Here is a 14,676-nt window from a genome sequence, read left to right on the forward strand (position 1 = left end):
GTCCTTTACGTAGTGCACGCATGACTTCAATACCTTTAATTGTGGCATAAGCCGTCTTCATAGATTTGAATCCTAATGTGGCCCTGATGATCCGCTTTAGCTTGCCATGATCACATTCAATCACGTTATTTTTATACTTAATCTGCCTGTGCTCAAGGTCTGGTGGACATTTACCTTCCCGTTTTAACCGTGATAAAGCACGTCCATATGTGGGTGCTTTATCCGTGTTGATCACTTGTGGAATTTGCCACTTCTTCACATTATTTAAAATTTTTCCAAGAAAACAATAAGCTGAATGGGTATTTCGTCTAGCAGAAAGATAGAAATCAAGAGTATGGCCACGTTGGTCAACTGCACGGTATAGATATGCCCATTTGCCATTCACTTTTACGTAAGTTTCATCCAGATGCCATAAATGTCGATCTGTAGGATTACGCCAATACCAACGTAAACGTTTTTCCATTTCTGGAGCATAACGCTGAACCCAGCGATAAATTGTGGTGTGATCAACATTCACTCCACGTTCGGCCAGCATTTCCTGAAGTTCACGATAGCTGATGCCATATTTACAATACCAACGAACAGCCCAAAGAATGATTTCACCTTGAAAGTGCCGACCGTGGAAGGGATTCATCTGCTGTATCTCGAAATAAATAAGATATTTAGCTTATCATGTCAGCCTATTTGCAACAGTGCCGACATTTTTATTGGTGAGAATATAGACACTTTAAATGGTTTCTAACAAGGTTACTTCACATAAGAAATTTTATGTTAAATGATTGTTAGAAATGCCCCTTGATCGAGGCATTTTCTATAAAGAATACTAAAAACTAATTAAAGCCAACCAAGTTTCAAAACAAGGCAGTTCTCAGCAATCATATTTTTAAATTATATAACTCCCAACTGAGCTTTTGCTCCAACGATAAGGCTTTCATTTTGAGTTTCTAAGGCAAATAAACCATACATCAAAGGAGAGGCCGCTGCTCTTTCTAAAGTCTGTTCATATAGTTTATTCCAAACTTTACCCCCTAGTTTTTCATACTCGATGATTAGAGTTTTGAGGCTTTCTTCTCCAAACAAAGTTACATGCCCAGCAAAATCAATCGCTGGGTCATCTATATGGGCTGTTGACCAATCAATAACGCCTGAAACAGTTCCATCCTTTGAAGCTAGTACATGCCCAGCATATAAATCGCCATGTATAAATTGGGTGAAATCTGCCCATAGAACATCATTATCCAACCATTTTCTGTAGCGGGTTTCCAATTGCTCACTTATACCAATTTCAGATTTTACTAACTGCAAATTGTTTGCTATTTCAGGTCTTAAATCTGAAGGTTTCATAATTTTCAAATCATTTTCCCGAACTTCTTTTTCAGGAATACTATGGATTTCAAATAAGGTTTTTGCCAAAGATGTTATGTATTTCGGGCTATCTTTGTCCATATTCCAAATTATTTCATAGGTTTCAGCATCCAAATTTAAAACAGGATTATCTTTAAGTATGGGATAAGCCACTAATTCTGTAGATGAAATTCTCCAATCAGGAACCTCTACAGAAAGATGTTTTTTTACCAATTCTAAAATGCGTTTTTCTTTCTTGATTTGTTCCCTCATGCCATCACGACGAGGAATACGCAGCAACCATTGTTGCCCCTTTGTATCAAGAGCAAAAACGACCTTAAAATCAATGCCCATTTCATTGAAATTCATTTTGTCCGTAAGCAACAAGCCGTGTGCTTCAGCAAGTGATTGAATATCTTGAATTGTCATTTTTAATTTCCTTTAAAGAGTTCAATAATTAATGTTCGGATTAGATTGGCTATCATTAACAATCTCTCTCAAAAGTCTTGATGATTTTGTGGTCTTTGATCTCGTAGATAATGTCAGCAATATTATCGACCAATTGCTTGTCATGAGATACGAAGATAATAGTTCCTGCATAGGACTTCATCATTGTTTCTAATGCGGCAATACTTTTTAGGTCAAGATAGTTTCCTGGTTCATCCATAAGCAAAATATTATATTTTCCTAAAAGCATTTTGGATAAAAGCAGTTTGATGATTTCACCTCCCGATAAGTCGGATAAGTTTTTTTGAATATCATTCGCTCCGATCCCCATTGAAGCCAATACTGCACGAATTTCCGCAACTGTGTACTCGCACTCTTCCTGCATAAAGGAGAGCACAGATTTATGCGTGTTAAATTTATATCCTGTTTGTGTAAAGTAGCCAATTTCAGCTTTTGGAGATATGGTTAATCCATCAGCACGTTCTGATATCATTTTTAACAAGGACGTTTTCCCTGTTCCATTCGATCCAGTTATAGCGACTTTAGCGCCAAGCGGTATTATAAAGTTAGCGTCATCAAAGATAGTACGGCTACCAAATTTTAAGCTCAGACCATCTGCCGTAATCGGGAACTTATTGTGCAGTTCTAGGGCTGAACTTTGACGAAAACGAATAGAACGCAAATGCTCTGGTGCTTGAATATCTTCTAATGCAGCCAAACGCTTTTCCATACTCTTAGCTGCCTGATACAGTTTTCTTTGCTTGGTGCCAGTCATTTTTGCATGCCCAAGTCGTCCAGCACTTTCGGTAGAGTTTTTGGATTTTTCTCCTTTTTTCTTATTGTCTAATCGATTAGCTTGCTGGCGTTTTTCTTGCACAGCAGATTCTAATCGCTCCCGTTCCTTCATCATCAGCTCATATTCTACGGCTTGGTGTTGTCGCTCTTCTTCTTTTTGACGCAAGTAATCCGAGTAACCACCCCAATATTCCGTAATTTTACCGTCTTTTAACTCCCATATCTTGTCTACAACCATATCAAGAAAATATCGGTCATGACTGATAACAAGTAATGCTCCATCAAATGCTTTAAGTTGACCAATAAGTAGATCTATTCCATTGAGATCAAGGTGGCTGGTTGGTTCATCCGCTAGAATGCCATGTACTTGTTGGGAAAATGCGGCAGCAATTTTTGCACGAGTTTCCTCTCCGCCACTCATTGTGTCGTTTTGTACATTGGAAACACCAAGGCGAGATAACATTGCCCGGTCTTCGACCGTTTCTATTTCGATTCCGCCCAGTTGGCTGATATGTGCAAAATCACCAAAACGCTGTAATGTCGCTTCGGCTAAAACAATTTCGCCATTAAGTACTTTGAGTAAACTACTCTTTCCTGCTCCGTTATCACCCACAAGACCAATACGGTCATAAGAGTGAATTTCCAATTCATCAATATCCAAAACATCACGCCCAGCATAATCCAAGCGTATGTTTCTCGCTTTAATAATTAAACTCATTTTTATTTACTCCTGTTTAGCTCTTGAAATTTTTTATGCAGCAAACAGGATTTAGGTGAAAACAAAAGCTAGCATCACAGTGTCCTCCCAAAAAAAAAGCTATTCATCCACAGGGTGGACAAATAGCTAGTCAATTAAGTTATAACTGGAAACTATGCACTAAAAGCATACTTATAAATTAAGCATACTTTTACTTTATATATCCGCATATATTCTTAAAGACACAACAAAAGCCCACCATTATAAAATAGTGTCACTATGCAAATAGTTGTGTCTTAACGAATGCGGATAGAATGCATAAACTTACCTAAAAAATAAAATTCAGTTTTATGATAACTTTACTGTTAAAAGAAGTCTAGACAACCTTGTTTTATGCTTGGATATAAGGCTTATTTTAAAATAATAGTAGTGAAGATTTTCTAAAATTAACATAATACACCTTATACGAAATAAAAATGGGAGCCTTAAGCTCCCATTTTTTAAGTAATTTTTTCAAATAAGGCTTGGGTGAGCATCTAAAATTCGAATCAATGTAGCTGCTGGTCCAGTTGGATAGCGTCGTCCCTGTTCCCAATTTTGCAGGGTACGGGGGCTAATATGTAGACGTGCAGCAAATTCATTTTGGCTCAAGCCAGTTTTTTCACGTACTTCTTTAATATCAGGCAATTCGAGTTCTGTAACTCGGCTTGCTTTAACTTCTTTACGTTTGATAGCTCCAGCTTCTTTGATTGAAGCAACCAAGTCATCAAATAAGTTGTTATCCATGAAATTGCTCCTTCACGAGTTGGTGCAGAATGGCGGTTTCCTTATCTGTTAAATTATCTTTTACTGATTTTGGATAAGCCACTAAGAAAAAGATCTGATCATCCTCGGTGACCCAATAATAAATCACCCGTATCCCACCACTTTTCCCTTTGTTACCTTGAGCACAACGTACTTTGCGAATACCACCGCCATTCTTGATTAGGTCACCTCTATCAGGCTGTACCAAAAGATCTTGCTGAAGTTGACGATATTCCTCATCAGATACAAGGTCTTTAATTTGCTTGGTAAAGATGCTGGTTTCAATAAATAACATGGACTCTTTATACGTCAATGGCGTATTTGAATTTTAGCAGTTTCCATAACAAAAAACGAGAGCTGGTAGATCTCGTTTCGCATAACAGCCATTATGTTAAATTGTAGTAAGAACTTTAATGCGATAGAGCAGAATGTATATGCAAAATAAGCTTGATAACATTATTCAAGAATTAAAAGAACTATCTGGGAATAGTCGTCTAAACATAGAACTACCTGATGATATTTTCATATCTGCTTATGAACGAAAAATAGGTTTTATTTTTCCAAAAGATTATAAAAAAGTTTTGAAAGAGATTAGCAATATCTTTTATGGAACAATTGAATTAGCGTCTCTTACAGATGAGAAAGAATGCTATCGAGGGCTATCTCAGATATTAAATGATGCTAGGGAGCAAGGTCTGCCAGAAGATTGGCTACCTATTTGTGAAGATAATGGTAGTTATTATTGCCTATCTCCTAATCATAAAATTAGATATTGGACAGCAGATGGATATAGCGATGAGCAGTGGGAAGATTTAGCAGATTGGATCAAGCAAGTTTGGATAGATGGAAATTAAGAATTTCTAAAATTAACATAATACACGTTATACGAAATGCTAATATTTTATTCTTTAATTTCAGTGGTATAGTCTAAACTTAACAGCCCATTCTAGCCCGAATGGGTTTTTTTTATGATTTTTCACGTTCCACGCTTATTATTTGATCAATGTTTCACGACTTTGTTCATATCAGTTAAACAATCGTAGTTAATCATAGGGTCTAAAAAAACGGCTCCAAAAGCCTCTTTTTTCCGGTTCCTGTTCAATGTGCTCCGGTACTGGAATCCGCTTATTTTCCCTCTGCTCTGGAGTAGTCAATCCGTCATGTTTCAGCTCAGGTTCTGACCGAGGATCCGTTGCTATATCCTGGTCAGATTGCTGCTCTGTAAACGTGCTTATATTGGCTTGTGGTGGCTTCATTTCAATAAGTGTAAGTAGCGTGTCAATACGAGCATTTGCCTTCGTTTCCCGATCTTCTGCTTTTTCCAACTGTTTCTTTAAAAAATCAATCTGATTTTTGAGTTCAACAACTGTATTATCAGTGTATTCAGGTGTATCAATGTTTTGTCTTGGAGACGTATCAAGACGTTTTGAGTTTGTTCCACCAAAAGGCTCACCATAGACACGAAGTAATTCTGAAAAGTCGATAGAACCATCATGATCACGACTTAATACTCCGTTTTTTATATCTTTGTAGAGTGTGGCCCGAGATTTTTTATACAGTGTTGCAGCATCACTAACACTGTATTTTGTACTTGTTTTCATATTGTATTACTGTGTATTAACGATACGTATTGGAGAATACAATAAGTGTATTCTCCAATAAACTCAAAGTTTAAAGCCTAAGTTCTTTAGATAAGGTAAAAACTGTTTTTGCTGTTTTGGATCTCTCAACATATCTTTAATTGTTATAGCTAAATCATCATAGCTTTCACCTTGCTGTGCTAGATGTGATAGTTCATGTAAACGAGAAAGTTGATTTCCAAACATATTAATTTGAGCATCTGTTAGTTTATAAAATTCTTTAGGTACATCTGTATTCTGATGACTAATACTCTTAGTCTTTTCTTTAAATGAAAAAATAATACTAGTAACTTTACGACCAGTCTTTTTCTGTTCATAAGTGACATTTAAAGGGCTGCATTCGTTTATTTGGTCTATAGCAGTATCAATTACTCGTTTCTTGAAATCTGCGAATAAAGGGTACTTTTTACCAAGCTCAAGCATTGTCCGCAAATTCTCAACTGAAATTTCACGCTTACCTATTTGTCGATATTGAACAAGTAGCTCATAAATACGAATACCGTACCCACTATTTATTCCAGCGATGTCTGACAGGGCATATTTGGTGAATTCTCTACTTAGATTAGATATGAAAGGCAGAATTGGTTTTGAAAAACGAATACCAATGACACTTTGACTATCTAGAAATTGAACTTCTTGTACCCATCGCATTTTTATAGACTTGTCATCAATACTGAGGTTAATAGATCGTTCATAGAGTCTATTAATACCTTCCTTTAAATCTCTGTATGCAGTTTTTTCATGTACACCTAATTGCCTTAACTCATTGATACTAACAGGATATAGCTCATCATCTGTAATAGGCTGATTTTTTGGAATCCGTGAAATGGCAGCTAAGACAATTCGTTGCTCTACGGCACTTAATTGATATGAGGCTTCTATTACTTGATTTGATTTTACAACGTGATTTTTATTCAAAATAAAACCATTAATTTTTAATATATGACAAATATATACTTGTCATAGTTAGTAGTCAATCCGTCATAGTTAAGTAGTCAATCCGTCATAGTTAGTAGTCAATCCGTCATAGTTAGTAGTCAATCCGTCATAGTTAAGCTTTAAAACCCTTACTGTATAAGGCATACAGGGGACTGAAAAGATTTAAAATATTTAAAATATATTTAAAAAGAGCAAATTGAAAAATTGCCCTATGTTTTCGCTACGCTCAAACTCTATTGAATCTCGCTTTCGCTCGATTCGAGGGGCAATTTTTTTCCTAATCTCGTTGTGACTTTAATAAAAAACAAAAGCAACAATGAATTCGCTTCGCTCATAAGTTTTTTTACTCGCTTCGCTCGGTCTAGAAATCACTTTTCTGTAAGTGATTTACAGTTTTTGAGATTTTGATACTAAAAAATTGTTTTTCAGAGAGTCTAGGCGCGATTTTTCAATGTTCGCTCGTAGACACTCGCTCTGAACTTGCGATTAGATGCAAAAAATAGGGGGGTATGCGCGTTTTTCACTGATCACTAAAAGATCCTATGTCGATGAGGAAAGAGTGCTTAAAACGCAAATGGGGAGCTTTTAGGAAAAGGTAAGGCAGCCTCCTAAGGAGGCCGCCTTGTTTTTTGATTTGCCGTGTTCAAATTCACGAAACTAACGCGCTTAACGCTAATCATTTATTGAGTTCGCGACTAGAACGAACTCGCAGTTATCAACTTACGACATTTTCACTGTTTCCAGTGGAAGCGACTCTCATGGATCCTCCATCAAGACTAAGCTGGCCCTGACTTCTACACATCACAAAGTACACACTTCAAATTGTGTTTTAGTTCCACAATCACGATTTTATATAACATCATCCCACTAGAGCCTTGCGGCCCATCATCGCAAAAATCAGTCAGCAGCAGATCCGTCTCAGGAACAACTGGGTGATTTCAAAGCGCAAACTTCAACGTAACCAACGCTTACTTTCTTAGTGAATATTCATGAAATATTATTCATCCGAGCGCTACATCAGGATGTTTAACGTTTATTCACTTTCTTCCGTGCCAACTAGGCTTGCCGCATTTCATAGCGGCCGAGGTTGCCACGCCTCTCACCTATAAACTTTATTTTCTCAGTTCGCTTATGCACCGTATTGCCTTTCGTTCACCCACCCCTTACGTTTTTATTCGCTCGAAGTGACCTAATTAATCCGGATAAATCCGAAATAAACCTAATCAGCAATTCTCCCTCTCTCATTAATAAAACCTTATAGCACTCTCGCGGAGTGTTTTCGGTCCCAAAGCCTATATCAAGGAGCCACCTTATATAATCATCGACTTGAGAGATTCCCACTTTAGCGTTAACAGTTTTTGTCTATTACGATAGAAATAGACGGTCAGTACGCTTATCCGTTCAACCAAATATCAGCTATTCCCTTTTTTTGAGGTAAGAGTTCCAAAAACCCTCATTAGTAACCAACATTAAACATCATAACGGGTAAAGCACTTAACCAACACAAAGCAACATGCTTGATATTATGAAGTAATACATTCATTAATAATCAGAAAATCAATTAATAATGACACAACATATATCTCCTTAGTGTCACCGTTACAGGCTTGAGCTATCCATAGACCTTTACAACCAATCAAATATGTCATCAACGACAAGTCAATTTGGTCAATCGTAAAGTGCCAATCATTCCAGATTTCTCCTCATGACCCTAGTACCTCGCGATACTCTCATAAGCCCACCTGTGTGCAACGCATACCGCCCTATTAAGGAATTGCAGCGGTAAACGTGTGTTCCTAACGTATCTATCATTCCTTGAAGATACTCACACTCTCTGTTAAGCAGGGTTTGCCCTTGTCACCAAGGGTCCCGTTTCAGTGTCGCCCAACTATTTGATCGGCTCACAACGATTTCATACGTCACAGCCAATTAAGAGTGATTGGGTCAAAGAACAGAATCTCACTGTCCAGTGCCCTTCGCAGCCGCACCAACTAGATTTCTCACGTATGCAGCTACACGGTCTTTAGCAATGAGATGGCTGTCTCATGCACACGAACCGAAAAATAAAGTTTAGAAAGTTTTGCTCGTTGCACGATTAACACAACAAAGCTCATTTCATATTTTGGCAATGTCATCATCGCCGGCTTTTTTCACGTTGGCAAATTTTCAGATGTTTACGCGCCCACTGATTTCGGGAACTCTTATTTATATTTCTGCCATTAAACAGCTAGTTAGAATGAAATTTACTCAAAAATAGTCAATAAAAAATATATGTTTCAAAGGGGTACTTTTATAGTTATGGCAAAGATTTTTTTAATGTATAAAAAACAACAAGTTAAAAATTGAAATTGTATAAAAAATAAACAATGGTTTTTTATTTCTTTATTTTCAAATATATAAAGAGCATGGATCATTTTCTTAATGATTCAATATCTAAAAATAAAAGTCTTTTCTTAACGTTTTATTATGTTAAAACCCAATAGTTTCTTAAACATTAAATTGTTTATAATCAATTGTTTACATTGAAATCTCAAGCTGTTAGATTAATATTTTTTTAGGGCGATTAAGATGTCTTTTCATGAAGTTGAAAAGTTAATTGGCTATGATGAAAAGATGTTTATCATCGCACTAGTTGATAACTTTTTTTATCGCACTCTTCACAGAGATGCTCATGCAAGATTTTGGGGAAATAACTTTAAAATTAATGAAAAATCGATTTCGATTTCGATTTCATCTCGCGCACGTGACACTGATAGTTTATTTATAAGATTCGGCACGGTTTGGAATTCTGAAAATAAAAAAGAAATCGTTATCGACCAGATTGATTTTCGAAAAGAGCTATGTCATCTAGATGTAACTATTAAATTACTGTTAATTCTCTGCGAAATAGCTGAAAAATTCAGTTATCAGACGATTCGATTTGTTAAGCCTAGTTGGATATTCGTTGGTGAATATATCTGTTTCAAGTTTGGCTTTTCAGCGAATAATGAGATAGATCCTAAAAAATTAAAATTGAGATTGAAAAAATATCTATCTGAGAAAGCTTAGGATGGTGATAGTCACTATGAGAGTTATGTTGTTATTCCCAAGTAGAAATGTCCTACCTAATAACCAAATAGAAATGTCCTATATGGACATTTCCAAGTCAAGCACAGGATTCAGATTTCGTTGTTCAATCGCTGTTTTCTGTGCACGTCTACTTGGCATCTTTTGAGAACGATTGCGTTTGTTTTGTTGTTCCAGTTCTTCATGCTGTTGTTGGATATGATTCAGAACAGCACCCAACCGTTTATTCTCAACAATCTCTCGCTGATTCAGCTGACTTAATTTATCGAATAGGCTGTAATTGATCTTTCGGCCATCATGCATGAGGGATACAGTACCATCCGGGTATTCCAGGAACTCAAGATACTTACCGATCAACCTTTGATTTTCTTCGGTGTTTTCTAGGAGATATACGCATTTATCATAAGTAATCGTCAGGCTATTCGTGACTCTGCGGGGTTCACGCCAAGTAAAAATATCATCTAATTCTTCGGCTGTTTCAGTGATAGGCCGATGTAGATTCTTAGGATTAAAAGCCATCTTGGCGAACTTCTGATTGAACTGCTCAATGAAGCAGGGTAGCCAGGCATTCGCTTGCTCAATCGAACAGATACCTTCCAAGCGCATTTCTTTGATCAGACGGTCCTGAAGCGTTCTATTCGCCCGTTCTACACGGCCTTTAGCTTGTGGTGAGTTGGCGAAGATGATATCGATATTGAGGGTACTGAGCACACGTCCAAATTACGTGATCTTGGTGTCTTTATTGCTGCTTTGATTCACCCTGAAGACTGAATGTTTGTCGCTGTAAAATGCTAAAGGCTTACCGTGCTGTTCGACATATAAGCGTGTTGAAATCATATAGTCAAAGGCTGATTCTGATTCACAGAAGCGTAAATGCTGTAATTTTCCTGTGGCATCATCGATAAATACCAGTAGGCAGCACTTGGCAGAACGGCCTTCAAACCAGTCATGATATGAGCCATCAATCTGGATCAGTTCACCGACGCAATCTCGGTTATAACGAGGCTGATACGGGCGTTTCAGGCGCTTGGAGCGAGGAATCCACAGATCGGCTGCAATCATCCAGGAACGCAGGGTTTCTACTGAAAGATCGAATCCATGCCCGGTGGTGAGCTTTTCATGCGCTAAAGTGGGTCCGAAACCATGGAATTGATCAGCGACAAGATTGAGACACTTGAGCCTGATTTCTTCAGGAAGCCTGGAGTTGCTGGTTTGGCCACGACCAGCATGGGCTAATGCAGCTGGGCCTTGAGCTTTGTATTTCTGCAGTAAGCGTCTGATCTGACGTTCTGAAATATGAAGTAGCTGAGCAGCTTGGGATTGAGTTATGCGTTGATCACAGATTTCCTGTAAGACCGACAATCGTTTAAGTTCTTTATCCGACATAGACACCAACATATCAAACCGTCCGCTAAGGAAATTGCAGAAGTGCATATTCTAAAAGCGGACATTTTTACTTTGGAGAAACCGGACATTTCTACTTTGGGCTTACATATGTTATTCGTATAAGAGATTTTATGTTAAATCGATAATCAAAAAGCCCATGAAAGTAAGCCTTTTTTCATCCATGAGATTTACTTACTTCTTCTAAAATTTTGCTTTTTACCCAGTTTGAAAAATCTTTTTGATTTTCTACAAAGTGTAAAAGATCAGCCTCACTTTCCCGATTAAAACTTATACTTTTAACTTTTCTACTCTGCTTTTCATATTTTGCATTTATTGCAATTTTTCGCCAATTTGTTTGATCGACAATATCATAAGCAGCAGCGAAAACATTATTTGCATCATTTTCATCAATACAAACTTCAATATTTTCTGCATTGAAAATACGGATTTCATCCATTTCTATTTTTTTATTGGTAGATGAAGTGAACCCGAAAAATAAGGTAATACCATGTTTTGATGTTATTTCTATATTGCCAAAAGATTCATCAGTATTTGTATGAGATTGATCTAATAGAATTTCACAGCTAGTAACTCGCCAACCTGTTTCCTGTTGAAGTTGTGAAGCTAACATTGGAAGCATATGTAATCCATTTTTGTTTTTGATAGTAATACGATAATATTAATTTTTAATTTTTACAAGTTGAACCGTACCGGGTTTGTCGGAGACCAAGCTTTCTGAGAGAATGTCCCGATGAAAAAAGTAAAATATACCCCTGAAATCAGAGAAAGAGCGGTTCAATTATTGATTGAATCCGAGAAAGATTATCCATCGAATTGGGCTGCGATCACCGCTATTGCTCCCTGAGCAGTATACTGCGCAAGGGTTGTACTCCTGAAACACTACGTGTTTGGTATCAAAAATATTTAGATAAACAAAATCCAGTTAAAGTACAGCAGCTTTCAGACCAAGAACGTATCAAACAACTCGAACGCGAAAATAAAGAACTGCAACGCGCCAATGAAATTCTACGTAAAGCAGCCGCTTTTTTCGCCCAGGCGGAGCTCGACCGCCCACACAAATAATGGTGGATTTTATCCATAATAATAAAGAGCTGTACGGAGTCGAGGCGATTTGTAGAATTTTACCGATCGCACCTTCAACCTATTACCGGACTCTAGATCTCTGTGAAAATCCAGAACATCGAGCAAAGCGAGATTTACATGACTTGCATCATGCTGAGGAGATTAAACGAATTTGGAAGGAAAGTTCAGGTCGGTATGGTGTACGTAAAGTCTGGCAAAAACTGAAACGTGAAGGCTATATTATTGCGCGCTGTACTGTTGCTCGATTAATGCAAAAGCTAGGTATAAAAGGTGTTTGGCGTGGTAAGAACAAACAAACCACCCGTAGCCGAGATGATCAAAAACGAGCGGATGACTTGGTAAAACGTAATTTTACTGCTGATCATCCTGACCAACTGTGGGTGAGTGACTTTACGTATATTCAAACAAATTCAGGCTGGGTTTATACTGCATTTATTATTGATGTGTTCTCACGAGCAATTGTTGGATGGAAAGTATCGACACGGATGAATACAGATATGGTGCTCGATGCATTGGAGCAAGCATTTAGGGCGGCAGAGGGGGCTGGAACGCTGAGTGCGCCCATGCCGCATTGCGAAGCAAAAGATAATCGGATAAAATGTAGCAATTCATATTCGTAAGCGTGGAGTAATCAGATGGGAAATTCCAAGTCAGCAGACAAGTAAGCCGCAACAACCAGTATTGTTGTTGCGGCGCTCTGTAAGGCTAGTCTCATCTGATTGCTGACGAGCAGACGTCGCCCGGTATTCCTTAATCGAGGGTTGATTCGTCATGACCACCACACGCCCCGCGTGGGCCTATACGCTGCCGGCAGCACTGCTGCTGATGGCTCCTTTCGACATCCTCGCTTCACTGGCGATGGATATTTATCTCCCTGTCGTTCCAGCGATGCCCGGCATCCTGAACACGACGCCCGCTATGATCCAACTCACGTTGAGCCTCTATATGGTGATGCTCGGCGTGGGCCAGGTGATTTTTGGTCCGCTCTCAGACAGAATCGGGCGACGGCCAATTCTACTTGCGGGCGCAACGGCTTTCGTCATTGCGTCTCTGGGAGCAGCTTGGTCTTCAACTGCACCGGCCTTTGTCGCTTTCCGTCTACTTCAAGCAGTGGGCGCGTCGGCCATGCTGGTGGCGACGTTCGCGACGGTTCGCGACGTTTATGCCAACCGTCCTGAGGGTGTCGTCATCTACGGCCTTTTCAGTTCGATGCTGGCGTTCGTGCCTGCGCTCGGCCCTATCGCCGGAGTATTGATCGGCGAGTTCTTGGGATGGCAGGCGATATTCATTACTTTGGCTATACTGGCGATGCTCGCACTCCTAAATGCGGGTTTCAGGTGGCACGAAACCCGCCCTCTGGATCAAGTCAAGACGCGCCGATCTGTCTTGCCGATCTTCGCGAGTCCGGCTTTTTGGGTTTACACTGTCGGCTTTAGCGCCGGTATGGGCACCTACTTCGTCTTCTTCTCGACGGCTCCCCGTGTGCTCATAGGCCAAGCGGAATATTCCGAGATCGGATTCAGCTTTGCCTTCGCCACTGTCGCGCTTGTAATGATCGTGACAACCCGTTTCGCGAAGTCCTTTGTCGCCAGATGGGGCATCGCAGGATGCGTGGCGCGTGGGATGGCGTTGCTTGTTTGCGGAGCGGTCCTGTTGGGGATCGGCGAACTTTACGGCTCGCCGTCATTCCTCACCTTCATCCTACCGATGTGGGTTGTCGCGGTCGGTATTGTCTTCACGGTGTCCGTTACCGCGAACGGCGCTTTGGCAGAGTTCGACGACATCGCGGGATCAGCGGTCGCGTTCTACTTCTGCGTTCAAAGCCTGATAGTCAGCATTGTCGGGACATTGGCGGTGGCACTTTTAAACGGTGACACAGCGTGGCCCGTGATCTGTTACGCCACGGCGATGGCGGTACTGGTTTCGTTGGGGCTGGTGCTCCTTCGGCTCCGTGGGGCTGCCACCGAGAAGTCGCCAGTCGTCTAACCGACGACTGGTAGCAGGCCCGCTCCGATGCGGCGCACTAACCATCGAAACCTCGTGAATGTCGGTATCCTGTCTGGCAGGATACCGCTCATTTCCCTTGTTCAGTTCATCGCCGTCGCCGAGCATCTGAATTTTCGGCATGCGGCCAAGGCACTTGGTATCAGCTAGTCGAGCGTCAGCGCGCGTGTGAAAGCGCTGGAGGATAACCTTGGTGTCCTGCTATTTGAGCGCCATGCGCGGGGCGTTCGGCTAACAGACGCAGGCAGGCACTTCATGGGGCACTGTTGCAAATAGAGATTTGAGTCGATGATGTTCCCTTTAAAAAGTACTTAGAGACCGAAAACCCTGTTGATTAGACACACTTCACCCTGAGGCTGACCATAATAAAATGACGATGCTTGTCCTTTACGTAGTGCACGCATGACTTCAATACCTTTAATTGTGGCATAAGCCGTCTTCATAGATTTG

General features: G+C 39.8%; 11 protein-coding genes, 4 pseudogenes and 1 other annotated feature. Of the genes and pseudogenes, 5 read left to right on the top strand and 10 right to left on the bottom strand.

The features are described 5' to 3' along the window. The 5 genes from AC25JC_RS16805 to AC25JC_RS16825 all read right to left on the bottom strand — a co-directional run. Window positions 1-634, bottom strand: a 634-nt coding sequence (locus tag AC25JC_RS16805) for an IS6 family transposase (RefSeq protein ID WP_486924486.1), incomplete at its 3' end; no start/stop codon positions are given. A 254-nt stretch (window positions 635-888) separates the two neighbouring features. After that, window positions 889-1,773: an Mph(E) family macrolide 2'-phosphotransferase gene (locus AC25JC_RS16810; RefSeq protein ID WP_486924487.1), complete on the bottom strand. Its 885-nt coding sequence runs from the start codon at window positions 1,771-1,773 to the stop codon at window positions 889-891. Window positions 1,774-1,828: 55 nt separating this feature from the next. Further along, a complete protein-coding gene (msr(E), locus tag AC25JC_RS16815) occupies window positions 1,829-3,304 on the bottom strand; it encodes an ABC-F type ribosomal protection protein Msr(E) (RefSeq protein ID WP_000052512.1) in 1,476 nt (491 codons plus the stop codon). A 492-nt stretch (window positions 3,305-3,796) separates the two neighbouring features. Beyond that, window positions 3,797-4,069 (bottom strand): NadS family protein, encoded by a 273-nt coding sequence (nadS, locus tag AC25JC_RS16820; RefSeq protein ID WP_000369781.1) that lies wholly within the window; start codon window positions 4,067-4,069, stop codon window positions 3,797-3,799. Next, the gene (locus AC25JC_RS16825) at window positions 4,062-4,382 is read right to left on the bottom strand and encodes a type II toxin-antitoxin system RelE/ParE family toxin (RefSeq protein ID WP_000897307.1); all 321 of its coding nucleotides are present in this window, start codon (window positions 4,380-4,382) and stop codon (window positions 4,062-4,064) included. The genes nadS and AC25JC_RS16825 overlap by 8 nt, the downstream gene beginning before the upstream one ends. A 139-nt stretch (window positions 4,383-4,521) precedes the next feature. On the opposite strand from AC25JC_RS16825, the gene AC25JC_RS16830 reads away from it, so the two are divergent. Further along, window positions 4,522-4,941, top strand: a complete 420-nt coding sequence (locus tag AC25JC_RS16830) for an SMI1/KNR4 family protein (RefSeq protein ID WP_001180106.1) — start codon at window positions 4,522-4,524, stop codon at window positions 4,939-4,941. Between the two features lie 189 nt (window positions 4,942-5,130). On the opposite strand, the gene AC25JC_RS16835 is transcribed toward AC25JC_RS16830, so the two are convergent. Beyond that, window positions 5,131-5,688 (bottom strand): plasmid replication DNA-binding protein, encoded by a 558-nt coding sequence (locus AC25JC_RS16835; protein WP_109091661.1) that lies wholly within the window; start codon window positions 5,686-5,688, stop codon window positions 5,131-5,133. A gap of 63 nt (window positions 5,689-5,751) precedes the next feature. Then, window positions 5,752-6,645, bottom strand: coding sequence for a replication initiation protein RepM (repM, locus tag AC25JC_RS16840; RefSeq protein ID WP_001038666.1), 894 nt, complete (start codon window positions 6,643-6,645; stop codon window positions 5,752-5,754). A 2,589-nt stretch (window positions 6,646-9,234) separates the two neighbouring features. Here repM and AC25JC_RS16845 point away from each other — a divergent pair. Further along, on the top strand, window positions 9,235-9,714 hold the full coding sequence (locus tag AC25JC_RS16845; RefSeq protein ID WP_109091660.1) for a hypothetical protein: 480 nt from the start codon (window positions 9,235-9,237) through the stop codon (window positions 9,712-9,714). Window positions 9,715-9,792: 78 nt separating this feature from the next. Here AC25JC_RS16845 and AC25JC_RS16850 read toward each other — a convergent pair. Together AC25JC_RS16850 and AC25JC_RS16855 are read right to left on the bottom strand one after the other, a co-directional pair. After that, window positions 9,793-11,118: pseudogene (locus AC25JC_RS16850) on the bottom strand (ISNCY family transposase). A gap of 175 nt (window positions 11,119-11,293) precedes the next feature. Further along, the gene (locus tag AC25JC_RS16855; protein WP_004968108.1) at window positions 11,294-11,758 is read right to left on the bottom strand and encodes a hypothetical protein; all 465 of its coding nucleotides are present in this window, start codon (window positions 11,756-11,758) and stop codon (window positions 11,294-11,296) included. 111 nt (window positions 11,759-11,869) lie between these two features. Here AC25JC_RS16855 and AC25JC_RS16860 point away from each other — a divergent pair. The 3 genes and pseudogenes from AC25JC_RS16860 to AC25JC_RS16870 form a co-directional block, all read left to right on the top strand. Further along, a pseudogene (locus tag AC25JC_RS16860) lies at window positions 11,870-12,842 on the top strand (IS3 family transposase). Then, window positions 12,159-12,275: a sequence feature (AL1L pseudoknot), on the top strand. (Overlaps the previous pseudogene by 117 nt.) A 151-nt stretch (window positions 12,843-12,993) precedes the next feature. Continuing rightward, window positions 12,994-14,208 carry a chloramphenicol/florfenicol efflux MFS transporter FloR gene (gene floR, locus AC25JC_RS16865; protein ID WP_000214122.1) on the top strand — a complete coding sequence of 405 codons (1,215 nt, stop codon included), beginning with the start codon at window positions 12,994-12,996 and terminating at the stop codon, window positions 14,206-14,208. 180 nt (window positions 14,209-14,388) lie between these two features. Continuing rightward, window positions 14,389-14,502, top strand: a pseudogene (locus AC25JC_RS16870) (LysR family transcriptional regulator); the annotation flags it as partial. A 35-nt stretch (window positions 14,503-14,537) separates the two neighbouring features. Here the strand turns inward: AC25JC_RS16870 and AC25JC_RS16875 are convergent. Further along, a pseudogene (locus AC25JC_RS16875) lies at window positions 14,538-14,676 on the bottom strand (IS6 family transposase); the annotation flags it as partial.

The sequence above is a fragment of the Acinetobacter sp. P37 genome (genome assembly GCF_057480965.1).

Bases quoted from the DNA above. Each gene is read 5' to 3' on its own strand.
- AC25JC_RS16810 (WP_486924487.1), bottom strand. From the start codon at position 1,773: ATGACAATTCAAGATATTCAATCACTTGCTGAAGCACACGGCTTGTTG.
- AC25JC_RS16830 (WP_001180106.1), top strand. From the start codon at position 4,522: ATGCAAAATAAGCTTGATAACATTATTCAAGAATTAAAAGAACTATCT.
- AC25JC_RS16825 (WP_000897307.1), bottom strand. From the start codon at position 4,382: ATGTTATTTATTGAAACCAGCATCTTTACCAAGCAAATTAAAGACCTT.
- nadS (WP_000369781.1), bottom strand. From the start codon at position 4,069: ATGGATAACAACTTATTTGATGACTTGGTTGCTTCAATCAAAGAAGCT.
- AC25JC_RS16855 (WP_004968108.1), bottom strand. From the start codon at position 11,758: ATGCTTCCAATGTTAGCTTCACAACTTCAACAGGAAACAGGTTGGCGA.
- AC25JC_RS16845 (WP_109091660.1), top strand. From the start codon at position 9,235: ATGTCTTTTCATGAAGTTGAAAAGTTAATTGGCTATGATGAAAAGATG.
- floR (WP_000214122.1), top strand. From the start codon at position 12,994: ATGACCACCACACGCCCCGCGTGGGCCTATACGCTGCCGGCAGCACTG.
- AC25JC_RS16835 (WP_109091661.1), bottom strand. From the start codon at position 5,688: ATGAAAACAAGTACAAAATACAGTGTTAGTGATGCTGCAACACTGTAT.